Origin of the sequence: Faecalicoccus sp. LCP19S3_E2 (genome assembly GCF_052121255.1) — a bacterium.
Lineage (GTDB): Bacteria > Bacillota_I > Bacilli_A > Erysipelotrichales > Erysipelotrichaceae > Faecalicoccus.
The window spans coordinates 66,717-88,689 of the sequence record NZ_JBQKEP010000004.1 but is presented as its reverse complement, the minus strand read 5'-3'; the positions used below and the strand labels follow the sequence as shown (position 1 = coordinate 88,689).

23 protein-coding genes are annotated in these 21,973 nt (G+C 36.7%); 21 read left to right on the top strand and 2 right to left on the bottom strand.

Annotated features, from left to right (window positions below):
* The first annotated feature begins 34 nt into the window (after positions 1–34).
* Positions 35–907, top strand: a complete 873-nt coding sequence (gene fba, locus ACTQX6_RS05160; RefSeq protein ID WP_027969080.1) for a class II fructose-1,6-bisphosphate aldolase — start codon at positions 35–37, stop codon at positions 905–907.
* Between the two features lie 133 nt (positions 908–1,040).
* On the opposite strand, the gene ACTQX6_RS05155 is transcribed toward fba, so the two are convergent.
* On the bottom strand, positions 1,041–2,276 hold the full coding sequence (locus ACTQX6_RS05155) for a helix-turn-helix domain-containing protein (protein ID WP_195221980.1): 1,236 nt from the start codon (positions 2,274–2,276) through the stop codon (positions 1,041–1,043).
* A gap of 482 nt (positions 2,277–2,758) precedes the next feature.
* Between ACTQX6_RS05155 and ACTQX6_RS05150 the strand changes: the two genes are divergently transcribed.
* The 17 genes from ACTQX6_RS05150 to ACTQX6_RS05070 all read left to right on the top strand — a co-directional run bounded on the left by ACTQX6_RS05150 (position 2,759) and on the right by ACTQX6_RS05070 (position 17,736).
* Entirely contained in the window at positions 2,759–3,229 is a 471-nt protein-coding gene (locus ACTQX6_RS05150; RefSeq protein WP_441657706.1) for a hypothetical protein, read from the top strand.
* A gap of 42 nt (positions 3,230–3,271) precedes the next feature.
* The gene (locus tag ACTQX6_RS05145) at positions 3,272–3,550 is read left to right on the top strand and encodes a hypothetical protein (protein WP_441657348.1); all 279 of its coding nucleotides are present in this window, start codon (positions 3,272–3,274) and stop codon (positions 3,548–3,550) included.
* A 49-nt stretch (positions 3,551–3,599) separates the two neighbouring features.
* Positions 3,600–4,106 carry an SPASM domain-containing protein gene (locus ACTQX6_RS05140; RefSeq protein WP_294689247.1) on the top strand — a complete coding sequence of 169 codons (507 nt, stop codon included), beginning with the start codon at positions 3,600–3,602 and terminating at the stop codon, positions 4,104–4,106.
* Complete coding sequence (locus ACTQX6_RS05135; protein ID WP_294689249.1) at positions 4,060–5,310, top strand: radical SAM protein; 1,251 nt, start codon at positions 4,060–4,062, stop codon at positions 5,308–5,310. The genes ACTQX6_RS05140 and ACTQX6_RS05135 overlap by 47 nt, the downstream gene beginning before the upstream one ends.
* Positions 5,300–6,472 carry an MFS transporter gene (locus ACTQX6_RS05130; protein WP_441657349.1) on the top strand — a complete coding sequence of 391 codons (1,173 nt, stop codon included), beginning with the start codon at positions 5,300–5,302 and terminating at the stop codon, positions 6,470–6,472. The genes ACTQX6_RS05135 and ACTQX6_RS05130 overlap by 11 nt, the downstream gene beginning before the upstream one ends.
* Before the next feature lie 267 nt (positions 6,473–6,739).
* Positions 6,740–8,005, top strand: coding sequence for a UDP-N-acetylglucosamine 1-carboxyvinyltransferase (locus ACTQX6_RS05125; protein ID WP_294689253.1), 1,266 nt, complete (start codon positions 6,740–6,742; stop codon positions 8,003–8,005).
* Positions 8,006–8,047: 42 nt separating this feature from the next.
* Positions 8,048–8,731, top strand: coding sequence for a LytR/AlgR family response regulator transcription factor (locus ACTQX6_RS05120; RefSeq protein WP_168966482.1), 684 nt, complete (start codon positions 8,048–8,050; stop codon positions 8,729–8,731).
* Positions 8,732–9,312: 581 nt separating this feature from the next.
* Positions 9,313–9,474 carry a rubredoxin gene (rd, locus tag ACTQX6_RS05115; RefSeq protein ID WP_022790003.1) on the top strand — a complete coding sequence of 54 codons (162 nt, stop codon included), beginning with the start codon at positions 9,313–9,315 and terminating at the stop codon, positions 9,472–9,474.
* Between the two features lie 106 nt (positions 9,475–9,580).
* Positions 9,581–10,351 carry an HAD-IIB family hydrolase gene (locus ACTQX6_RS05110; RefSeq protein WP_294689256.1) on the top strand — a complete coding sequence of 257 codons (771 nt, stop codon included), beginning with the start codon at positions 9,581–9,583 and terminating at the stop codon, positions 10,349–10,351.
* Positions 10,352–10,372: 21 nt separating this feature from the next.
* Complete coding sequence (gene cdaA / locus ACTQX6_RS05105; protein WP_117445826.1) at positions 10,373–11,320, top strand: diadenylate cyclase CdaA; 948 nt, start codon at positions 10,373–10,375, stop codon at positions 11,318–11,320.
* Complete coding sequence (locus ACTQX6_RS05100) at positions 11,304–12,086, top strand: CdaR family protein (RefSeq protein ID WP_195221977.1); 783 nt, start codon at positions 11,304–11,306, stop codon at positions 12,084–12,086. The genes cdaA and ACTQX6_RS05100 overlap by 17 nt, the downstream gene beginning before the upstream one ends.
* 12 nt (positions 12,087–12,098) lie before the next feature.
* Positions 12,099–13,433 carry a phosphoglucosamine mutase gene (gene glmM, locus ACTQX6_RS05095; protein ID WP_294689259.1) on the top strand — a complete coding sequence of 445 codons (1,335 nt, stop codon included), beginning with the start codon at positions 12,099–12,101 and terminating at the stop codon, positions 13,431–13,433.
* Between the two features lie 11 nt (positions 13,434–13,444).
* Positions 13,445–14,104 carry a response regulator transcription factor gene (locus ACTQX6_RS05090; protein WP_022790006.1) on the top strand — a complete coding sequence of 220 codons (660 nt, stop codon included), beginning with the start codon at positions 13,445–13,447 and terminating at the stop codon, positions 14,102–14,104.
* Positions 14,105–14,108: 4 nt separating this feature from the next.
* Positions 14,109–15,596 (top strand): HAMP domain-containing sensor histidine kinase, encoded by a 1,488-nt coding sequence (locus tag ACTQX6_RS05085; protein WP_294689262.1) that lies wholly within the window; start codon positions 14,109–14,111, stop codon positions 15,594–15,596.
* Positions 15,593–16,585: a Gfo/Idh/MocA family protein gene (locus ACTQX6_RS05080; protein ID WP_294689263.1), complete on the top strand. Its 993-nt coding sequence runs from the start codon at positions 15,593–15,595 to the stop codon at positions 16,583–16,585. Before ACTQX6_RS05085 ends, ACTQX6_RS05080 begins: the two co-directional genes overlap by 4 nt.
* A gap of 223 nt (positions 16,586–16,808) precedes the next feature.
* Positions 16,809–17,435 (top strand): hypothetical protein, encoded by a 627-nt coding sequence (locus ACTQX6_RS05075; RefSeq protein WP_320863480.1) that lies wholly within the window; start codon positions 16,809–16,811, stop codon positions 17,433–17,435.
* Complete coding sequence (locus ACTQX6_RS05070) at positions 17,413–17,736, top strand: hypothetical protein (RefSeq protein ID WP_294689017.1); 324 nt, start codon at positions 17,413–17,415, stop codon at positions 17,734–17,736. The genes ACTQX6_RS05075 and ACTQX6_RS05070 overlap by 23 nt, the downstream gene beginning before the upstream one ends.
* Before the next feature lie 88 nt (positions 17,737–17,824).
* Here ACTQX6_RS05070 and yaaA read toward each other — a convergent pair whose 3' ends face one another.
* A complete protein-coding gene (gene yaaA, locus ACTQX6_RS05065) occupies positions 17,825–18,580 on the bottom strand; it encodes a peroxide stress protein YaaA (protein WP_117445819.1) in 756 nt (251 codons plus the stop codon).
* 139 nt (positions 18,581–18,719) lie between these two features.
* Here yaaA and ilvB point away from each other — a divergent pair, with 139 nt between their 5' ends.
* Genes ilvB through ilvC form a run of 3 tightly spaced genes read left to right on the top strand, consistent with a single transcriptional unit; the run spans position 18,720 to position 21,970 of the window.
* Positions 18,720–20,399, top strand: a complete 1,680-nt coding sequence (gene ilvB, locus ACTQX6_RS05060; protein ID WP_294689014.1) for a biosynthetic-type acetolactate synthase large subunit — start codon at positions 18,720–18,722, stop codon at positions 20,397–20,399.
* Positions 20,399–20,935 carry an acetolactate synthase small subunit gene (ilvN, locus tag ACTQX6_RS05055; protein WP_117445817.1) on the top strand — a complete coding sequence of 179 codons (537 nt, stop codon included), beginning with the start codon at positions 20,399–20,401 and terminating at the stop codon, positions 20,933–20,935. Before ilvB ends, ilvN begins: the two co-directional genes overlap by 1 nt.
* Before the next feature lie 18 nt (positions 20,936–20,953).
* A complete protein-coding gene (gene ilvC, locus ACTQX6_RS05050; protein WP_441657350.1) occupies positions 20,954–21,970 on the top strand; it encodes a ketol-acid reductoisomerase in 1,017 nt (338 codons plus the stop codon).
* Positions 21,971–21,973: the final 3 nt, after the last annotated feature.

Below are 21,973 nucleotides of genomic sequence, written 5' to 3'. Positions count from 1 at the left end.
ATAGACATAGCAAAACATAAAGGAGGAAATTGAAATTATGTTAGTATCTGCTACTGAAATGATCAACAAGGCACATGAAGGACATTATGCGATCGGTGCCTTTAACATCAACAACCTTGAATGGACAAAAGCAATTCTGGCAGCTGCTGAAGAAGTAAAGTCACCAGTTATGTTGGGTGTTTCTGAAGGTGCTGCAAAATATATGTGCGGATTCAAGACTGTTGTTGCAATGGTTAAAGAAATCCACGATTATATGGGAATCACTGTTCCTGTAGCAATCCATTTGGATCATGGAACTTACGAAGGAGCTAAAGCTGCTATTGAAGCTGGATTCACTTCTGTAATGTTTGATGGTTCTCACTATGATTTCGAAGAAAACTTGGCTAAATCAAAAGAAATGATCGAATTAGCTCATTCAAAAGGATTGTCTATTGAATGTGAAGTTGGTGGAATCGGCGGTGAAGAAGACGGTGTCGTTTCTGCCGGTGAATTAGCTGATCCTGAAGAATGTAAGATTATTGCCGAATTGGGTGTAGATTTCTTAGCTGCCGGTATCGGTAACATCCATGGAAAATACCCTGCAAACTGGGCTGGTTTGAGCTTTGATCGTTTAGCTGAAATCCAGGCTTCTACAAACGGTAAACCATTAGTATTACACGGTGGTTCAGGTATTCCTCGTGAACAAGTTAAGAAAGCCATTGATTTAGGTGTTTCTAAAGTTAACGTAAATACAGAATGCCAGCTTGTATTTGCAGATGCTACTCGTAAATACATCGAAGCCGGAAAAGATCAGGAAGGAAAAGGTTACGATCCTCGTAAACTGTTGAAACCAGGAGCTGATGCCATCACTGAATTAGTAAAAGAAATGATGACAAACTTCTTCGGTTCTGCCGGAAAAGCTGAATAATTCAAAACCTTATAGAGTCGGATGTGTCCGGCTCTTTTTTGTTTGCCTTATTTTGATCCTGTTAGAAAATATCTCTCTTGTAAAAAAAGACTCCCAAATGGGAGCCCATTATGGCTCTTTTATAAATGTAGTGTTATTCTTTCAGATTTTCTTTATACAATAGATATAAATCTTTATATCGACGTTGTTTTAAATAAACATGTTCTATATCCGAAAAATAAAATTTTTTTAAACCAAAAGAAAAGGCAGCTTCAGCATGTTGAAAAATATATTCAATATTTTTTTGATATACAGGATTATCTTCGTAATCTATATTGTTTAATTTTATGTTAAGTGATGAAATAATGTTTTCACATACTTTAGTTTGATGACTTTCTTGTTGGTCTAAGCAATTTGTCATTGCTTCGATGTGTTTTTTAGCTTTTGATATTAGATTCATAGATGTATATAAATATGCTAATTTGTGATGTAATAAGAAAGAATATTTTTCCTCTTTAAACGACATAGCTTCCAATTTTTGTAGATAAGTATAAGCTTCATCTATTTTATTCTGTGCTAAATACGTACTTCCAATATTATAATTAATTATTTCATCAAAATTATAGTTCAAATAATAAGACAGATTTTTTAATTGATTTAAATAATGGTTTAACTGTTTAGTGTTTGTTTGCTTCTGTTCTAATATACAAAGCATTAAAAGTAGGGTACAACCATACATCATCTGAATATTACATGTTTCACATGCCAACTGAAAAGCTGATTGACTATATTGAATACATTCTAGATACTTGCCTAAATGAAACATATCGTCCGCTAAAAAATATTGATGCCATCCAATTTCATCGGAAGAAATATTCGTATTGAATTGATGCACTCTATCTTTAATATTTGAATTATGAATCACAAAAACGAGGTGATAAAAGTATAATTCATCCGGGTTACAAAATTGTTTATATTGATTTAATAAGCTTAGAGCATCATTATTTACTGCAATTTGTTTCAAATCAAATAAATTGTAGGCTTTATAAATTTTTGCTATATAGAATGTAAGCAAGTGAAGCGAATTTAAAAAGAGTTCTGCTTTATCCATGATTTCGGAATAGATGGCATCTCTATCTTGGTTTATTTTGAGTCGTTCAAAATAGTCATTGCAAATATTTTCTATTTCCTTCGTGTTTTCAATAATCATCTCTTTATCATATTTACCGACTTTCAAAAGTAAAGAATTAATAATTTCATCTTTTGCATTGATTTGATTATTCTCTATTTTGCTTAAGGTAGAAGGTGAACAAATATCAACACATAATTCATGAACAGAAAGCTTTTTCTGCAATCGCTTTATCTGAATATATTCTCCAATAGTAACCATATCGATTTTCTCCTTACATGATTTATTATATTCTATAATTTTTTTACCATTTTGAGAAATTATTTATAATTTTTTCACCTGAGGCACCATTTAAATGTAATAAATAAGGAAATATTTCTTGAAAAATAAAATTAAAAGGTATATAACAAAGGTGACGGAGAGCATTATTGTTGATTTATAATTATTGATCTATATAGGAGGCACAAAATGAAATCCTTAAACAAAAAAAAATAATATCGATAATAGCAAAAAATTTAAATGTATTTATCATAAATGTAAATAAATTATTAATTGAGTGAAAATTTGCTCAAAGAAGGCTTTTACTTTAGCTGCTAAATTTCGAATTTGAATGGCTTTTCAGTAGTAACGAAGTACTTTTTTATTCAATATGTTGACGTCTTTGTCAGAATAGGCAATATCTAAAACAATAATGTCTTTCCGTATTTAAAAGGAGTATTAAAATGAAATTAATTAATTAAATTATGTATGTAAATTGTGATAAAGATAACACTATTATAATTAATTTGATTAATGGATTAGCGGATGTAATAGATAGGAATTTAGAAACAAACTTAAAGAATAATAAATTTGAAGACATACAATCAGATATCATAGAATGTCTTATATCTAGAAATTTTTTATTTTGGACGAAAGATGAATATATAAACTATTTGAAACATATTGAAACTAAAGTTAATGAATATGAAATAAAAGAATGTCCAAACTATGTTTTTATTCCAACTTATGATTGTAATTTGCAATGCAGTTATTGTTATCAAAAAGCTAATTTTATACAGCGCAATGTTGAACTAGATCAATGTGTTGATGAATTTTTTAAATTTATTTCAGAGCAAACTAGAAAGTTAGAAATTGAAAACCATTCTAAATATAGAAATGATGAAATAGTAATAACATTAATGGGTGGGGAACCTCTATTAATAGAGAATAGATAACTAATTAAAAAGTTTGTATATAAATGCCGCGATTCGGGATACATGTATAACATTGTTACTAATGGGCTTACAATTAAAGAATATAATGAAATAATTAATACTCCGAATTTAACCTCAGTTCAACTTACTTTAGATGGAGATATGCAGACACATGATAGTCGAAGAATGAGAAAAAATGGCGATGGGACATATCATATAATTAAAAACTCTATTAAATTATTATTAGATTCGAATATTAATGTAGATTTGAGGATCAATGTTGATAAAGATAATATATTTAAACTTCCAAATTTAGCTCACGAAATTCAACATTTTTTTTAACTATCCTAACTTCAATCCTTATATTTTTTTATTAGAAGATGAAGGTTGTATGGGAAAGAAAAATGTCATGGAAGATTATGAAGCTTTAAGCCTAATTTATGAATTAGCAAAGAAACACAAGGTATTAAAGCAGATAAATATAGCGTATATAGGACGAGAACTTGTAGAGTCAATCTTTGATGATGTTACATTTTATCCTGCATTAAGAAAGTGCGCATCTTCTAAGAATCAATATTTATTTGATTTATATGGCGGCATATATAAATGCTGGTGGGGTATTGGGCTTAGCCATTATAAAATTAATCCAGATAATTCTTTATTGCTTGATTCATTATGGAAATTACGAAAAATTTCTATGATAAAAAAATGTAGATTATGCAAATTTAGATATCTTTGCGGAGGAGGATGTGTTGGTAGAATGATAAATAATAGTTTTACTGTGTCAAGTCAAGGCGGTCAATGTCATGATTTTGAAAAGTTATTAAATGTAGCTATAAAGGAGAATTATCATGAAAGAATTAAAGCTGACGAAATACATGATTTCTATACCACATAATGAATATATGGTTTTGTTCCATACAATTTATGGATATTTAGATATAATACCTAATTCTGTATTTAGCATGATAAAAAATGGAGAATTCTCTGAAATAAGAAATCAAGATTATGAATTACTTTTAAGTAGAAAATATTTAACGGACACTAAACAAAATGAAGAAAAGATTTTGTTATCTCAATTATGCGAATATAAGAAAATTAGAAAAAGAATTAAGAATGTCTATTTAGTTTTTTCATATAATTGTAATTTTGATTGTATCTATTGTTTTGAACAAGATAAAAGCGGAAATCAAATAGAAGCAAAAGTACTCGAGAAAATTTTAGAGAGATTGACTTTAATTCATAATGAATTTGACTTTGTTCTTACCTTATATGGTGGGGAACCATTATTAATTGATAATTATGCTAATTTAAAAAGAATATTTTCTTTTGCTTTGAAACTTGATATAAGAGTTAGGATTATAACTAACGGTTTTACAATCAAGCCGTTTTTAAATCTTTTTTTAAAATTTAAAAGTGTACTTGAAGAATTTATTATTACAATCGATGGTAATGAAAGTGTTCATGACTCAACACGAATAACAAAAAATCATAAAGGAACTTTTAAACGAATAAGAGAAAATATTGAATTATTAGATAATGAAAGCTTTCCAGTAATCATTAGATCTAATATAGGCATAGAAAATGAATATAAAATCGTGGAATTTATTGAAAATAATGCACTTTGTAAAGATCATAATGTAAAACTATACTTTGTAGAGAACAATCGAGGATTGTTAAGTAATAGGTCAACAATTTCAGATAAAACTGAATTAATAAAAAGAATTAACAGAGTCTGCAATAAACATGAGAATATAGAGTTAGTGTATCCCCCTTTAAATCAGATGTTGGCGATGATTTATGATGACAATTTTGTATTACCTTTATTTGATTACTGTAATAGTAATAGTATTATTTTATATGATTATGAAGGCGTTCCGTATTCATGTACAGAATCTTGTGGTAATAAAGATTACATTATTTCTGATATTCAAGATGAACATTATTTCACAGATATACCCAAATGTTTAAAATGCCATTTAGGTCCAATTTGTGGCGGTGGCTGTAAACTCAAAAATAATAAACAATGTAAAATAGAAATGGAAAATTTCATCATTCAAATTCTGCAAGATGTGATTGAGAAAAACTTTTATGAGATATAAAGCTAACATTTATGTTTTTCTAATTTATGATTTTTTGACAAATTTATCTCCGTTAGCATTTATTTATACACTTTATTTGACTCAACAAGAGATAACGTTAACACAAGCAGGATCTTTATTGGGCGTTTATCAATTATCAAAACTCTTGTTTGAGATTCCCAGCGGTTTTATATCGGATAAGCTGGGGAGAAAGAAATGTGGAATCTTTGGTCAGAGTGTCTTTATACTATTTTTATTCATCACCTTGTTTTCTAGATCTTTCATTGTTCTATTTTTGGGATCAGTATTGAGGGGAATCGCATATGCATTTCTTTCAGGAACTGCAGATTGTATTTTCAATGAATCTATCTTAAAGTCTTCACCGAATAAAATGGACTTCTGGTTAAGTATTGACAAGTGTTTGTTTTATACATCAATCGGATTATCGGGCATAATCGGTGGTTTTCTGGCGACTTTTAGATACGATATAGTTTTTTATTTTGACATTCTTATGCAATTCCTTTCATTGCTCTGTATATTCCAGTTCAGGGAAACCTCTTTAACAAAAATGAGCAGAAAACAAAATGACATAAAAGTGTCTTTAAAAAAGGCAATTAAAAATAGAAAAATTGTATATCTACTTTTATTGCCTTCTATTATAGCAATCATCTTTTTACCATATGAAGACTACTATTCAGTCATATTAAGGAGCCAGAGCATTCCAGAATTTGAAATGGGTATATTAACAGGTATGCCACTTTTGATAAGTGCTGTAGCAGGTATGTTCACTCAAAAATTGAATCAAAAGTTTGGATATGGTTTTACAGTTAAAGGGCTTCCAATCCTTTCCGCGATTATTTTTTCGATAATGATTGTTTTTCTTGATCATGTGTTTGCCGCATGGGGATTATATGTTCTTTGTGAAGCGTTATCGAATATAAACAATACATCGTACAATTCTTGTTTCCAAAAAGAAATTGAAAGTACTAGCCGTGCAACTTTGATGTCTTTACGAAGCTTTGGTATTGCGCTAACAGCTATTGTGATCTCACCGATTGTTGGGTGGTCATGTGACCATTTTGGATTTAAGCTTACATTTTTGACAAGTGCATTCATATGTCTCTTCATTCTATTTTCTATCAATGTTGTATATTTAAACGAAGAAAGCTTTGAATTGCAGTAAGGACATGGAATAGATGATTTTAATCGAAATATGCCAGTAAAGAAAATCGATACCAAATGTTCGTTTTATCTATGATTCTGACAGATACAAAAGTTTTGATGATCTTGTGATCGATTTAAAATTAGAGTTTTAAGATTAGAGTCGATTACTCAGACTCTTTTCTTATTCCTCCTTGTAATTTCATAAACATTTCTTTAGAATAAAAAGGAACACTTGAAATGAACACAGTTTTGTGTATGATATATAAGCATGTCTAGGAGGTAAGGTATGGAGGAAGTAATCAAGATCGAAGGGGGCCATCCTTTACGGGGGACAGTACGAATCAGTGGTTCGAAGAATTCAACGGTGGCATTGATTCCTGCCTGTGTTTTAGCCAACGAACCGGTAACGATTTATGGTGTTCCCAATATCAGTGATGTGGAATCCTTAAAAGTCTTGTTAGAAGAATTAGATGTAGATGTAAAACAGTGTGATGAAGAAACACTTTATATAGATCCAAGTCAAATGAACAATAAGCCTATGGTATCACAGGCTGTTAGTAAGCTTAGAGCCAGCTATTATTTTATGGGGGCTTTATTAGGAAAGTTTGGTCATGTAGAGATCAAAATGCCGGGTGGATGTTATTTGGGGCCTCGTCCTATTGATTTGCACTTAAAAGGCTTTGAGGCTTTAGGGGCTACTGTACAATATACAAAAGGTTGTTATATTCTGGATGCCAAGGAACTGGTAGGAACGAATATCTTTTTGGATATCAGTTCCGTAGGGGCAACAATCAATATCATGATGGCAGCTGTCTATGCCAAAGGACGAACAGTTATTGAAAATGCGGCCAGAGAACCGGAAATCATTGATATCGCTACGCTTTTAAATAAAATGGGGGCACGTATTCATGGTATGGGTACCAGTACGCTGACCATTGATGGGGTAGAACGATTGGGTGGTTGTATGCATGAGATCATTCCGGATCGTATTGAAGCCAGTACGTATCTGATCATCGCAGCAGCTATGGCTGACACGATGCGGATCGAAAATATCATTCCGCAGCATGTGGAAGCTATTACCATGAAACTGAAAGAAATCGGTATTCAAATGAAGGTGGAATCGGATGCAATCGAAGTGTATAAGACAGAAGGGCCTTTAAAGCCAACCGATATTCTGACAAAACCATATCCAGGGTTTGCCACGGATGTTCAGCAGCCTTTTACGGCACTTTTGACACGTGCTCAGGGACAATCGGTCGTAACGGAAACCATCTACACAGAGCGTTTCAAGCATTGTTATGAACTGAATAAAATGGGAGCGGATATTGATGTTCGTGTTCCAAGTTCCTTTATCAATGGAAATACACCATTAATGGGTACCAGCGTTACGGCAACCGATCTTCGCTGTGGAGCCTGTCTTGTGATTGCCGCTTTGATGGCAGAAGGCGTAACGGAAATTCATGACGTTTATCATATCGATCGAGGATATGAGGATCTGGATGGAAAATTAAAATCGTTAGGCGCTGTACTTTGGCGAGAAGAAGTTGAATAGACTGCAATTGATTTTGCGGTCTTTTTTCTTTATCATAAAAGTATGATCAAAGTTGCCTTGTTAGAGTATGAAAAAGAATCTATGGAAGTTGTCTTTTCCCTGGCGAAGGTTTTTGATGCGCTGGATTGGACGTTTCGTGTCTTTACAAAAGCCTCGGAACTGGCAAAGCGCATGAAGGTGGAGGATTATCAGATCTTTGTCTTTGATGAGGTATTTAAGACACCTCGTTTAGAAAGTGTATTTGTGCATGATCATCCCAGTGCTTTGTTTATTTATCTGTGTAAAAATGTATTGGCGGTAAAGGGAAATGATCAAAGACACCGTGTCTTATATATCGATAAGGCAAAGATTCGCCAGCAGATTGAAAATGAAAGAGAACTGCTTCTTTCACAATATCACCAAAGTGAATTCTATGAATTGAACTATGATGGAATCCATGTTCGATTGCCTTATCAGGATATTTATTATCTGGATAAAATGGAAAAGATGATTTATTTTCATACGCGAAAAGGGGAATTTCATGAGCGAGCCAACATGGCTGATTTAGAAGAACGTCTGGCTGATTTTGGATTTCTGCGCGTACATGTGTCCTATCTGGTGAACGCCAAATACATCGTAGGCTGGTTTAAAGATGAAGTAGAACTTAGCAATGGTGATAAGGTGCCGCTTTCCAGAGCGCAAAAAAAGAAGATTTTGGCTAAACAAAGGTCAAAAAAGACAATATGACAACCAAGATGGACAGAGTACTTGTGATCGTTTTAAAATCATTTATACTGTAAGTGAACAAAGGAAATAAAAGTAAGCGAAAGGTTTCCTTTCTAAATGAAATGATAGAGAGCGGTGGGAAGATGACAATAGTTTAATCGTCGGAAATTGATTTTTCCGGCAAAGCACGAAACTATGGAGAGAAGACTCCAAAGGGTATGTCGGAGCAATCCGAAAAAAAACATTCCGTAAAACTTGATGAATGCGTGGATGAAAGATTGACAGGCTGGTAAGGCTGTCAGGTGATGGATTTCACAGATAAAACCATCTTTGCATATCATGAAGCTGTCATCTAATCCTACATAAAAAGAGCACAGACACCGGAATATTGGAGCAATCGGAAAATGCTGTGGAAAATACGTTATGTGGGTAACATCTCAATAGATGAACTTATACAACAACTGAATTTGTAAGGCAAGACTTGTAGTCTTGCCTTCTTTTGATATAGATGGAAACTGAAATGAAAAAATGGTCAAAAAAGAGTCAAAATAGATGCAATTTTTGAAGAAATCTGTCATAGTATAGGCAAGGAGGAAATACTAATGAAAAAATATGTATGTGATGTATGTGGATGGGAATATGATGAATCCGTAGGTATTCCTGAACAAGGTATTGCACCGGGTACAAAGTTTGAAGATCTTCCTGAAGATTTTGTTTGTCCATTGTGCGGTGTAGGAAAAGATCAGTTCAGTCCAGTTGAGTAATACATGAAATAAGAATCTTCGGATTCTTATTTTTTTGGTTTGAATTATGTGATTTTTTTTAACTGTGGTATATTATATACATAAATAGAAAAGTTGAGGATCTTGTATGAAACTATTAGCTACGGATTATGATGGAACTTTAAAATACGCAAAACATATTATGCCTGAGGATCTACAGGCGATTCAGGATTGGAAAAAGGCCGGCAACCTGTTTGTTTTATGTACGGGTCGATCTATGGAATCCATTGAGACACAGGCCAAACAATACGATTTACCGGCTGATTACTATATTACGAATAATGGCGGTATGGTTTTTGATCGAGAAGGACATGAACTGCTTTCGTATTATTTGGATATCGTAACAGCGGTGGATATCATTTATGCGGCCAAGCAGGAAGAAGGCGTTGCCAGTGTTGTGATCAATGATGGTGTACATCGTCACAAAATGACGATTGATGAAAGTATTACGGATCGTCGTTATCCGGAAATGCAGAGTGATATGAGCGTGGATGATCTGATCAATACGCAAAAGATCGCCCAGATCGTTATTTCCATGTCAGAACAGAATCTGGCGGTTACATTGGCAGAAAACATTAATATGTTCTTTGGGGAGATCGTAGTAGCTTATGCCAATAACTTTGTAGTGGATGTTGTTCCTAAAGGAGTTTCCAAGGCAACCGGTTTGGAATTTGTCGTGGAATATACCAATACAAATGAAGAAGATGTTTATACCATCGGTGATTCCTACAATGATATTCCGCTAATGACGTATGGATATCATGGCGCCTGTATGGAAATGGCGGATGAAGCTGTTAAAGAAAATGCAAGCGTTTTCTATGAATCGGTAGGTTCTATGATTCATACAATTTTAAAATAAAACGTATAAGGGGGTAAGGAAATGAATATAACGCTCAGCGATATTTCATTGCTCCTGCGGCTGATTTTAGACATTCTTGTTGTCTGGGCATTGATTTACTATGCATTGCGTATCGTGCGCAATAACACACGAACGATTCAGATCACAAAGGGAATCTTGTTTATCATTATCGCACAAGGGCTTTCTACATTACTGGGATTAAACGCATTAAGCTTTCTGATCAGTATCTTTGTGAACTGGGGCGTTGTCGTCATCGTGATCATTTTTCAGCCGGAAATACGTGCCATGTTGGAAAAGTTTGGTAAATCGTCTTCTATCTTAGGTGCCAATGTTTCCAAGGAAGAGCAGATCAATATGATCGAAGAACTGGTTCGTGCCTGTGAGCAGATGTCAAAGACCAAGACGGGTGCTTTGATCTCCATTCAGCGAAATTCATCGATGGAAGATTATGTACATACAGGAATCGAAATGGATTCGGTTGTATCAAGTGAGCTTTTGGGTACGATCTTTCAGTATGGGACACCCATGCATGATGGAGCGGTAATCATCATTGGAAATAAGATTGCCTGTGCGGCAGCTTATTTTCCACCTACGACAAAGGATCTTCCCAGCAAGTATGGGGCTAGACATCGTGCGGCGGTAGGTATCAGTGAAATCACGGATTCTATTACGATCATCGTCAGTGAAGAAACAGGCAATATCTCGGTAGCCATGAATGGTCAGCTGACGCAATATAAACCAGAGGCACTTTCCCGTCTTTTGCGCAATTTGCTTGTGCCGGATACAGAAAAACCAACAGGCAGTCCATTGTTCAGGCCAATCATTGATACGGCTAAAAGTCTGGGGTTCAATCGTTCGCGCAGACAAATTGAGATGCGTAAACAACAGAATGTGGATGAAAGAATCCAACCACTGGAAATTGTCGATCTCACAAGGCAGGGGGTGAATACGCATGGCAAAGCCAAGTAAGGATAAATCCTCTGCAGGTTTTTTGGATCGTTTTTTGGAAGTGCTGTATTCTTTCTTTCGACGCTTTAATAAATTGTTTGATCGTGTTGTTTTCAATAAAGCAGGTTCCTTGATCATCTCTTTGATTGCTTCTCTGGTGATTTGTATCGCCATTGATTATCAGGATATTCGTATCGAACTGTTTAATGATACGACAACGGTCGTCGATCTGGGAAATGTGAATACAGAGATCAATTTAGATCAGAATAAGTATGAGGTCAGTGGTATTCCTTCCAGTGTGCAGGTAACGCTATCTGGTGAGGAAACCGATATAGAAGTGTATCAGAAGCAACATCCGAATTTGACGGTAAAAGCGGATTTGAGCCAGTATAAAGAGGGAAGCTATATTATCGATTTGGCACTGGAGGATCTTCCATCGACCATTAAGGCTTCCATATCACCGGCGACGGTCACGGCCACGATCACATCTAAGCGTACACGTGTCTTTAGTGTAGCACCGGAAATCTTGATCGGAGCCGGACAAAAGGCATCGGATTTCAAGACACCGACTTTAGCAGTCAACAGTGTTACGATTCGAGCTACAGCGGATGAGCTGAATGCGATTCGATTTGTACGTGCTATCGTGGATGTCAGTGGATTTACCAGCGGTAATTCTGCGAAAGTCAATGCCAATGTTGTGGCTTATGATGCGGATGGTAACCGTGTACAAGTGGAAATCGATCCTACAACGATCGAAGCAACGGTTGAAAGAGAAGATACAGAATAGGAGTATAGAATTATGGGAAAATATTTTGGTACCGATGGCGTGCGGGGACGTGCCAATGAGGGATTGACACTGGATATGGCCATTCAAATTGGTCAGTATCTGGGCATGTATTATGGAAAAGAAAAGCATGCTCGTATCCTGATTGGAAAAGATACACGTTTGAGCGGTGATATGTTTGAATTGGGATTGGCAGCCGGCGCTACTTCCATGGGAGCACAGGTCTATTTGTTAGGGGTATGTCCTACACCGGCTGTAAGCTATTTGATTCAAAAAGAGCGCTTTGACTGCGGTATCATGGTATCGGCCAGTCACAATCCTTATTATGATAATGGAATCAAGGTCTTCAATCATAACGGGGAGAAGATGGAAGAAGATGTGCTTTTACAGATCGAAGATTATATCGATGGCAAAAGTACTCTGACTTTAAATACCGGAGATAAGATCGGAGAATACTTTGAATGGCAGGATGGCCTGGAAATTTATATGTCCTGGTTAAAGGAAATCGTGCCGGTCGATTTAAGTGGCTTTAAGATTGCGGTCGATAATGCCAATGGTTCCGCCACCAGTACCGCGATTGAAACTTTAGATTCTTTAGGTGCAACCGTAGAAGCTATCTCCAATTCACCAAATGGAATCAATATCAATAAAAACTGTGGTTCTACACATCCGGAAAAGCTGCAGCAGATGGTCAAAGAGGGCGACTATGATATCGGTTTGGCTTTTGATGGCGATGCCGATCGTTTGATTGCGGTCAATGCCAAAGGTGAACTTGTCGATGGAGATTACATTCTATACATCTGTTCAAGATATATGAAATCGGTTAACCGCTTGAATAAAAATATGTGTGTAACAACTGTCATGGCTAATTTAGGTTTGTATAAAGCTTTAGATGCCAATAAGATCGATTATGTACAAACACCGGTCGGTGATAAGTATGTATTTGAAGAAATGCAGAAAAACGATTACTATCTGGGTGGAGAACAAAGCGGACATATCATTTTCTATGAAAATGCAGTAACAGGCGATGGCTTATTAACGGCATTGAAACTTTTAGAAATCATGAAGAATACCGGAAAATCGTTAGAGGAGCTTTCGGAAGGATTGTTTATTTATCCACAGCTTTTAAAAAATGTTAAAGTAAACGATAAAGAAGCAGCTTTAAAAGATGAAGCCTTGTGGAAGGTCGTTAAAGAAGTGGAAGACGAATTAAAGGATGAAGGACGTATTTTAGTTCGTCCAAGTGGTACAGAGCCATTGGTTCGTGTCATGGTAGAGGCAAAGACAGATGAACTTTGCCAGCAGTATGTACAGCGTGTCGTTGATTTTATAGAGGAAAGTCAGTATTAAGGAGGGAGATCATGAAGCGAGTAATCTGTGTGGTTGAAGATGAAAAAGATCTAAACAACCTGGTTGCGCAATATTTACGCAAAGAAGGCTACGAAGTACGTTCTTACTATACGTATGAAGAAGCCAGTGCTCACGTTCAGGATGATGATGTGCATTTGTGGATTCTGGATATCATGTTGGATGACAAATCCGGCTTTGATCTAATTGAAGAGATCCGTCTGCAGGGACCGGAAACACCGGTTATCTTTATGTCAGCTCGTGATAAAGAATTTGACCGCATCATCGGTTTAGAAAAAGGTTGTGATGACTATATCACAAAGCCATTTTCACCTAAAGAAATGGTGCTTCGTGTCAACAATATCATCAAACGTGCCTATAAGGATGACAATAACCGTATTGCGGTAGATGGATATGAACTGGATGAAGAACAGCGTAAGATCTATGCCGATAATGTTGAAATTGAACTGACGACAAAGGAATTTGATCTTTTGATGATGTTTATTAAAAATAAAGGTATTGCCTTTTCACGAGATAAGATCTTAGAAAACGTATGGGATGAAAATTACTTTGGAAGTGATCGTGTAGTGGATGATACGTTACGTCGTTTACGTAAAAAACTACCGAATCTGAACATCCATACCATTTATGGATACGGATATCGTTTAGGATAGGTTCATGTTTTCTCAATTTTTTAAAAAGCTTTCTTTAACACAGCAGGTCTTATTGATGATACTGCTGTTTATCAGTTTTTTTGCGACGTTTTTCTTTTTTTATCTCAGCAATAACATTGACAATATGATTGCCAATCAGATGTACACGACCATGTCCAGTCGCCAGCAGCCTATTGTTTCTTTATTGAAATCGAATTTATTAGGTGCCGGGGATGCCTATGATGCGATTTATAAAGCTTTGTCCAGCGATAACATACAAACTAACTGTATCGTTTCCAAAGACAGCAAAAGCAATGAAATGCAGATCACAATTTTAAATCCGGACAATGCCGATGATGTCGATCAAAGCCTATATCGTTATTTGATCAACCAATCCGCAAATATGGTTTCGGATCATAATGAAGAAATGCAGGGAACGATTTCAAATCAAAGCATACAATATTATTATCGACTCCAGCAGGTACAGACAACCAACGGTGTGATCGTTTTGGTCAGCTTTATGGATGATGCCTATCCGCAAAGCATACGAAATACTTTGGTTGAATCCACGGTTTATGGTACGATACTGGCATTTTGTATCTTTATCATCATCATGATGATCTGGGTTTTCTCAATCATTCATCCTTTGAATCAGATCAAATCGTATATTGCGCAGGTGAAGCAGGGAAAAGAAGTGGAACTGCATTTGAATCGCGATGATGAGATCGGAGAAGTGGCCAAAGAACTGGTCAATATGAAGGATGAGCTGCAAAAGCAGGAAAAAGTGAAAGAAGAAATGATTCATAACATCTCTCACGATCTAAAAACACCGATTGCCACGATCAAATCGTATTCTGAATCCATTAAGGATGGTATATATCCGTATGGAACCCTGGAAAAAAGTATCGATGTGATCTTAGATAATGCCAATCGATTGGAAGCAAAAGTACATAACTTATTGTATTTGAATCGTATTGAATATTTGATTACCAGTGATGCCGAGGGCGTTGTGACCAATATGAAAGAAGTTGTGGAGGAAGTCGTATTAAATTCGGCGGTGATTCGTCCGGAAATTCGCATCATTACTGATGTGGAAGAAGTCTTCTTTGACGGACTTTTGGAATCCTGGCGTGTTTGTATTGAAAATATTATGGAAAACGCATTCCGTTATGCGAAAAGCTATATACAGATTGCGGTCCGGGAAAATGATTTACAGATATCCAATGATGGTCCAAAGATGCCGGAGGATCGAATCGAAGCTCTTTTCAGGCCTTATGAAAAAGGCGAGGGCGGACGCTTTGGTTTAGGCCTTTCTATCGTATCTCGTGTTGTTAAAGCTAATAAATATCATGTAAAAGGCTTTAATACAGAGGATGGTGTATGTTTCAGGATTTACCGAGATGTTCCAAAGCCAAAGAAAAAGCCGAGCGACCGAAAAAGCTGGCGTGACAACAAGGCCCATGAAAATAAAAAAGAAACAGAAGTAAAAGAGAACAAGGAGGATCTGACATGAGAGTAGGAACGATTGGATCTGGTGTGATCGTAGATCGTATGATTGATGCGATGAAACAGACAAAGGATGTTGAAGTGGTTGCCGTATATTCTCGAACAAAAGAGAAAGCGGAAGCCTATGCGCAAAAACATCAGATTGAAAAATCGTATCATGACCTGGAAAAAATGCTTCAGGATATCACCATTGATACGATTTATGTCGCCAGTCCCAACAGCCTTCATTTTGAACAGTCAAAAAGAGCGCTGCAGTCAGGAAAGCATGTCATCTGTGAAAAACCATTTACACCTACACTGCATGAAGCACAGGAGCTTTTTGATCTGGCAGATCAAAACAATCGTTATATTTTTGAAGCAATTACAACAATTCATCTTCCAAACTATCAGATCGTAAAAGAGCATCTAAGAGATACCGGAAAAGTACAGCTGGTTCAATGTAACTTTTCACAGTTTTCGTCACGCTATGATAAATATAAGAATCATCAGGTAACCAATGTATTTGATCCGGCTTTTAATGGTGGAGCTTTGATGGATATCAATGTATATTGTCTTCATTTTGTAACCGGTCTTTTTGGAAAACCGGACTCAATAGAGTATAACGCAAATCAAGGTTTTAATGGTATCGATACCAGCGGTATTGCGATTCTTCGGTATCCGGATAAGCTGGCCATTTGTGTAGGTGCTAAAGATAGCAGTTCACCAAACCAAGTCTTTATTCAGGGAGATCAGGGAACGATTCGTGTCTATGGTTCGAGCTGTGGTGTTTGTAAACATGTACAGTTTTTACCTCTAAAAGGTGATATGATTGGCAAGGAAGACCAAGAAACAACAGTAGAGTTAGGTATTGACCAGCTTCCACATATGATTTATGAGTGTCAGGTCTTTGAAAATATTATTCAAAAGGACGATAAAAAAGAATATCAAAGACTTTGTGAACAGACAAAGTTAGTCGTTTCTTTAATTGAAGAAGCACATTCACAACTACAAGGGTGAGAAATCACTCTTTTTTTATAGTTTGTAAACTATATTATTGTTGGTTAATAAATGTTGGCAAGCATAGTTGAAATTTTATAAAACGTATATGGAGATTCAGATCAATTAAAAGATGAAGGTGTGTTCTAAAAAATTAGGACTCACTTACTGTTTTTAAAAGAATTTTTAATAGTTTTCTCTTTTCATACATATTAAATAGTGTAGAGAAAAGGAGGGAACTCAAATGGAAGACAAGAAAGAATTGAAAGAAATCGTGCAGGAGTCAAAACGACTGTATGATGAACAGTGCAAGAAGATCCTGTCGTATAAACAGATCCTGTCCTATTTGTTCCAGTCCTGTCTGGAAGAATATAAGGATCTTTCCCTGGAAGAGATACAGGATCTGCTGGATGAAGGACAAAGCCTTGACAAGATGATCAGTAAAAATGTGGAGGATCAAAGTATCAGGGGAAGTATGATCCGCTATGATCTTCTCTATAAGCTCAAAAATCCACAAAACAGCAACTCGATGTGGATCGATATCGAACCACAGGGGATGGATCCCGGTACCTATGATCTGTTTCATCGAGGCTTTTACTATGCCACAAGAATGGTGGCCCGACAAAGAAACGATCCGGAAGGCTTTAAAGAAGATGACTTTGACAACATACAAAAAATAATCACTTTTTGGATCTGTTTGCGCCATGCGAGGTATAAGGACAATACGATCAATAGATACAGGATCGAAGAAAGAAACATTGTGGTTCATCTTAAACATGCAAAAGAGTTTTATGACCTGATGGAGATCATATTACTGTATCCCCGGAAACAACAGCGATCACAAGAGCATGGAAGAGATCCTGAGCAGTGAAAAGAGTGTTATGGAGTATCTGGAGATCTTGTTTCTATCGCAAAGAAGCTATGAGCAGAGGATAGAAATCCTAGAGAAGAAGTATGGTATACTATTGGAAAAGGAAACAGAAAGCGAGATGAGAAAGATGTGTACATTCAGTGATGCGATCTGGGAAAAAGGGAAAGATGAAGGAATTCGAAGAAGTGTTATAAATTTAATGAAGAATCATGTAACTTCGAATATAGAAGAAGCCATGGATTTATTAGGAGTAGAAGCATCTTTACGACCGGCTATTTTAAAATCTCTACAGATGCATTAGACGTCGAATAAAAAAACAAAAGCTGTTGATATATCTTTAATTTTTGAACGAAATTAAAATAAATGAGACCTCTGTATTTTCAAAGGTCTCATTTACTATGCTTGGTTTTTATGTTCAATTCGTGGTTATTTGATTTTCTGACAAAATTGAATACAGTTTCTGTGCTTGTCTCTTCGTCAAATTCATAGCCACTTTCACGAAATTTTTTCACATCATCTAGTGATTCTATTTGATGTTCTGCCAGAAAACGTACCATTTGGCCTCGTGCCATTTTGACGTAAACGCCTTTTTCTACTCTTTTATTTGGTAATTGTTCGTAAAAGTGAACATCGATCAAAGCTTTGTAGGGGCGTATGCATTTGGCATATTCTTCGCTGGCTAGATTTAAGATCACATTGTCATTGATGGTATTGGCTAAATCATCTGTCCAATAGTCATATAGAGAATTTGGCACTTTTGCCTGCATTTCCAAACGATATTTTACAATGCCATCAAAAGGTCTAAGGATCCCATATAAACCCGATAGGATGAAAAGATGATTCTGCAGATAAGAAAGTGATGCATCCTCTAAGATTTGAGGTGCCATATACTGGTATTGAATTCCTTTATACGTTAGTATAGCGGCAGAAGGGTTTTGATCAAATCGGAAGGTTTGATAGTTTTGATAGGCCTCTGTGGCAAGCTTATCGGAGCATTGTAGGATTTCTTTTAACTCTTCATAGCTTTTGGATTGAAGCTGATGTAGAAGACAGGCTGCTTTGTCTAAGAAACGAGGGGTTGAAAGAGGCAGGAGATCGTCTTCGCAAATCTTCATTTGTTTGGCAGGGCTAATAATAACTTTCATGGAATAAGTGTATCAGTTTAAAGTAGATTTGTATAGTTTTTGAAAATAATGAAAATAGTATGAAAAAAGTTTCAAAATATGTGTAAAATGAAAGAATTTTCTGTTATAATAGTCGATATTAGAAAAGAAAGGTGAGAACATGAAACTATCGGGAGCGCAGATCACGATTGAAACGTTGATCGAGCAGGGAACAAAATTTGTGTTTGGTTATCCTGGTGGTCAGGTCATCAATTTATATGATGCGATCTATGAAGCGGATGATCGAATACATCATGTCCTGACAGCTCATGAACAGGGAGCTTCTCATGCGGCAGATGGGTATGCCAGAAGCAGCGGTGGCGTTGGCGTCGTGATTGCGACAAGCGGGCCGGGTGCCACAAATCTTGTGACGGGAATTGCCACGGCCTATTTAGATTCTGTGCCGTTGGTGGCAATTACAGGAAATGTGCCGAATTCATTGATTGGAAGAGACAGTTTTCAGGAAGTAGATATTACGGGTATTACGATTCCTGTGACAAAACATAACTTTTTTGTGAAACGTATTGAGGATTTAGCGGATACGATTCGCCATGCTTTTCAAATTGCGAAGTCTGGAAGACCGGGACCGGTTTTAATCGATATTCCAAAAGATGTACAGATTGCCGAATATGAATATACGAAGATGCCGGTTGTAGAAAAAGAAGAGCAACGTAAACCTAAAACGTATAAGCTGGAAAAACTTGCCAAGATGATCAAGGAAAGCCAAAGACCATTCATTTATGTAGGTGGCGGTGCTTTGGTAGCTGATGCAACGCAGGAAATTGAGCAATTTGCCAATGTGATGGATGCACCAATCGGTTCCACCTTGATGGGACTTTCTTCTGTATATCACAACAATCCTCGCTTTTTGGGAATGGTCGGAATGCATGGACATTACGCCAGCTCCAAGTCTTTGAGCAAAGCTGACCTGTTGATCGTTATTGGTGCTCGTTTCTCGGATCGTGCTACCGGTGATGTCAATAAATATGGAAACCGCACAAAGATCGTACATATTGATATTGATCGTGCGGAAGTGGATAAAAACATCATTGTGGATTTAGGAATCGGCGGCGATGTCAAAGAAGCTTTGCAGGAGCTTTTACCGATGTTGGAAACAAAGTCCAATGTAGAATGGCAGAAGCAAATTGAAGCGTTAAAACAGGAAGAAGCTCAACAGTTTGAAAGGACAGTTTCTCTAGATACCTTAAATCCTTATACACTGATTACAGAAGTTCAAAAATATACGACACCGGATATGCCGATTGCGACTGATGTAGGACAACATCAGATGTGGGTCGCTCAGTATTACCAATTCAATAAACCGCGTACATTTATTACCAGCGGTGGTTTGGGTACCATGGGATTTGGTTTGGGAGCTGCTATCGGTTCTGCTTTGGCAACGGGCAAGAAAACAGTTTTATTTACCGGAGATGGAAGCTTTGGTATGAATATGAATGAGCTTTCCACGTTGTCGAAACTACAGGCACCTGTTGTGATCATCATCATGAACAATGGTGTATTAGGTATGGTACGTCAATGGCAGAATCTGTTCTTTGACAAACATTATTCCCAGACCAATCTTTCCGGTATGCCGGATTATCAAAAATTGGCGGATGCCTTTGGTATTCCATCGTATCGTATTACCAATATGGATGAGCTTCATGAAAATATAGAAAAAGCCATGCATACAAATGGACCGGTTTTGGTAGATTGTCTGATCGATAAAGATGAAATGGTATTGCCAATGCTGCCACCGGGTGGATCATTTGATGATATCATTACGGAAATGGAGGAGAACTGATGGAAAATCGTTTTGTGATTGCCTTACTTGTTGAAAACAAGTCCGGTGTATTGACACGTATCAGTTCTATGTTCACCCGTCGTGGATTCAATATTGATTCGTTGACGGTTGGACGAACCGAAGATCCTCGCTTTTCCCGTGTTACGATCTGTGCACAGGGTGATGATGCCACACGTAAACAGATCATGAAACAGGCCAGAAAGCTTTATAACGTACATGAAGTAAAGTTAATGCCAGAGGATGACAGCGTTCGAAGAGAACTGGCGTTGATCAAATTAAGAAACAAGCAGGAGACAAGAAGTGATATTTTGTCGGCCGTGGATATTTTCAGAGGAAAGATCATTGATTTTTCTCCGAATACACTATGTGTAGAAATTACCGGAAACACATCGAAGATCGAAGCGTTTATCACCGTAGTTAAACCATTGGGCATTTTGGAGATGTGTCGAACCGGTATTACCTCTTTGGAAAGAGGTTGTAAGTATTTAAATTCAGAAACGCAAACATTTGAAGACAGTCAAAAATGTAAAGAGTAAAGAAAAGGAGTGTTTACAATGTCTAAAATTTATTATCAGCAGGATTGCGATATCCAGAAACTGGATGGGAAGAAAGTAGCCATTATCGGTTATGGTTCTCAGGGGCATGCGCATGCTCTAAACCTGAAAGATTCCGGTGTGGATGTAGTAGTCGGGTTGTACGAAGGAAGCCGTTCTATTGAAAAGGCGAAAAAACAGGGATTGGAAGTTATGAGTGTTGCGGATGTGACAAAAGCCAGTGATATCATCATGATCCTGATTCCGGATGAAAAACAAAAACAAGTCTATGAAAGTGAAATTGCCCCGAATTTAACGGCTGGAAAGACATTGGCATTTGCCCATGGCTTCAATATTCATTTTGGATGTATCGTTCCACCTAAGGATGTCAATGTAATCATGATCGCACCAAAAGGGCCGGGACATACTGTACGTAGTGAATATGAAGCAGAAAAAGGGGTTCCTTGTCTGATTGCGGTAGAACAGGATGCCACAGGAGATGCCTGGGATCTTGGTTTAGCCTATGCGGCCGGAATTGGTGGAAGTCGTGCCGGTGTATTGGAAACGACATTTAAGACTGAAACTGAGACAGACTTATTTGGAGAACAGGCAGTGCTTTGCGGTGGTGTCTGTGCTTTGATGCAGGCTGGTTACGAAACACTTTGTGAAGCCGGCTACGATCCAAAGAATGCTTACTTTGAATGTATCCATGAAATGAAGCTGATCGTTGATCTGATCTATCAGTCTGGTTTTGCGGGAATGCGTTATTCTATTTCCAATACAGCTGAATATGGTGATTACATTACCGGGCCAAAGATCATTACTGAAGATACAAAGAAAGCGATGAAGAAGATCTTGAGCGATATTCAGGATGGAACATTTGCCAAGGATTTCTTACTGGAAATGTCACCATATGGAAACCGCGTACACTTCAATGCGCTGCGTAAAAAAGCAGCCGATCATGACTGTGAAAAAGTCGGAGAAGAAGTACGTTCTTTATACAGCTGGTCCGATGAAGACAAGCTGATCAATAACTAGTAT

What these genes read in the sequence shown, in the direction of transcription:
- ACTQX6_RS05155 (WP_195221980.1), bottom strand. Translation starts at nt 2,276, where the DNA reads ATGGTTACTATTGGAGAATATATTCAGATAAAGCGATTGCAGAAAAAG.
- ACTQX6_RS05150 (WP_441657706.1), top strand. Translation starts at nt 2,759, where the DNA reads ATGTATGTAAATTGTGATAAAGATAACACTATTATAATTAATTTGATT.
- ACTQX6_RS05145 (WP_441657348.1), top strand. Translation starts at nt 3,272, where the DNA reads ATGTATAACATTGTTACTAATGGGCTTACAATTAAAGAATATAATGAA.
- ACTQX6_RS05140 (WP_294689247.1), top strand. Translation starts at nt 3,600, where the DNA reads ATGGGAAAGAAAAATGTCATGGAAGATTATGAAGCTTTAAGCCTAATT.
- ACTQX6_RS05135 (WP_294689249.1), top strand. Translation starts at nt 4,060, where the DNA reads ATGAAAGAATTAAAGCTGACGAAATACATGATTTCTATACCACATAAT.
- ACTQX6_RS05130 (WP_441657349.1), top strand. Translation starts at nt 5,300, where the DNA reads ATGAGATATAAAGCTAACATTTATGTTTTTCTAATTTATGATTTTTTG.
- ACTQX6_RS05125 (WP_294689253.1), top strand. Translation starts at nt 6,740, where the DNA reads ATGGAGGAAGTAATCAAGATCGAAGGGGGCCATCCTTTACGGGGGACA.
- ACTQX6_RS05120 (WP_168966482.1), top strand. Translation starts at nt 8,048, where the DNA reads ATGATCAAAGTTGCCTTGTTAGAGTATGAAAAAGAATCTATGGAAGTT.
- rd (WP_022790003.1), top strand. Translation starts at nt 9,313, where the DNA reads ATGAAAAAATATGTATGTGATGTATGTGGATGGGAATATGATGAATCC.
- ACTQX6_RS05110 (WP_294689256.1), top strand. Translation starts at nt 9,581, where the DNA reads ATGAAACTATTAGCTACGGATTATGATGGAACTTTAAAATACGCAAAA.
- cdaA (WP_117445826.1), top strand. Translation starts at nt 10,373, where the DNA reads ATGAATATAACGCTCAGCGATATTTCATTGCTCCTGCGGCTGATTTTA.
- ACTQX6_RS05100 (WP_195221977.1), top strand. Translation starts at nt 11,304, where the DNA reads ATGGCAAAGCCAAGTAAGGATAAATCCTCTGCAGGTTTTTTGGATCGT.
- glmM (WP_294689259.1), top strand. Translation starts at nt 12,099, where the DNA reads ATGGGAAAATATTTTGGTACCGATGGCGTGCGGGGACGTGCCAATGAG.
- ACTQX6_RS05090 (WP_022790006.1), top strand. Translation starts at nt 13,445, where the DNA reads ATGAAGCGAGTAATCTGTGTGGTTGAAGATGAAAAAGATCTAAACAAC.
- ACTQX6_RS05085 (WP_294689262.1), top strand. Translation starts at nt 14,109, where the DNA reads ATGTTTTCTCAATTTTTTAAAAAGCTTTCTTTAACACAGCAGGTCTTA.
- ACTQX6_RS05080 (WP_294689263.1), top strand. Translation starts at nt 15,593, where the DNA reads ATGAGAGTAGGAACGATTGGATCTGGTGTGATCGTAGATCGTATGATT.
- ACTQX6_RS05075 (WP_320863480.1), top strand. Translation starts at nt 16,809, where the DNA reads ATGGAAGACAAGAAAGAATTGAAAGAAATCGTGCAGGAGTCAAAACGA.
- ACTQX6_RS05070 (WP_294689017.1), top strand. Translation starts at nt 17,413, where the DNA reads ATGGAAGAGATCCTGAGCAGTGAAAAGAGTGTTATGGAGTATCTGGAG.
- yaaA (WP_117445819.1), bottom strand. Translation starts at nt 18,580, where the DNA reads ATGAAAGTTATTATTAGCCCTGCCAAACAAATGAAGATTTGCGAAGAC.
- ilvB (WP_294689014.1), top strand. Translation starts at nt 18,720, where the DNA reads ATGAAACTATCGGGAGCGCAGATCACGATTGAAACGTTGATCGAGCAG.
- ilvN (WP_117445817.1), top strand. Translation starts at nt 20,399, where the DNA reads ATGGAAAATCGTTTTGTGATTGCCTTACTTGTTGAAAACAAGTCCGGT.
- ilvC (WP_441657350.1), top strand. Translation starts at nt 20,954, where the DNA reads ATGTCTAAAATTTATTATCAGCAGGATTGCGATATCCAGAAACTGGAT.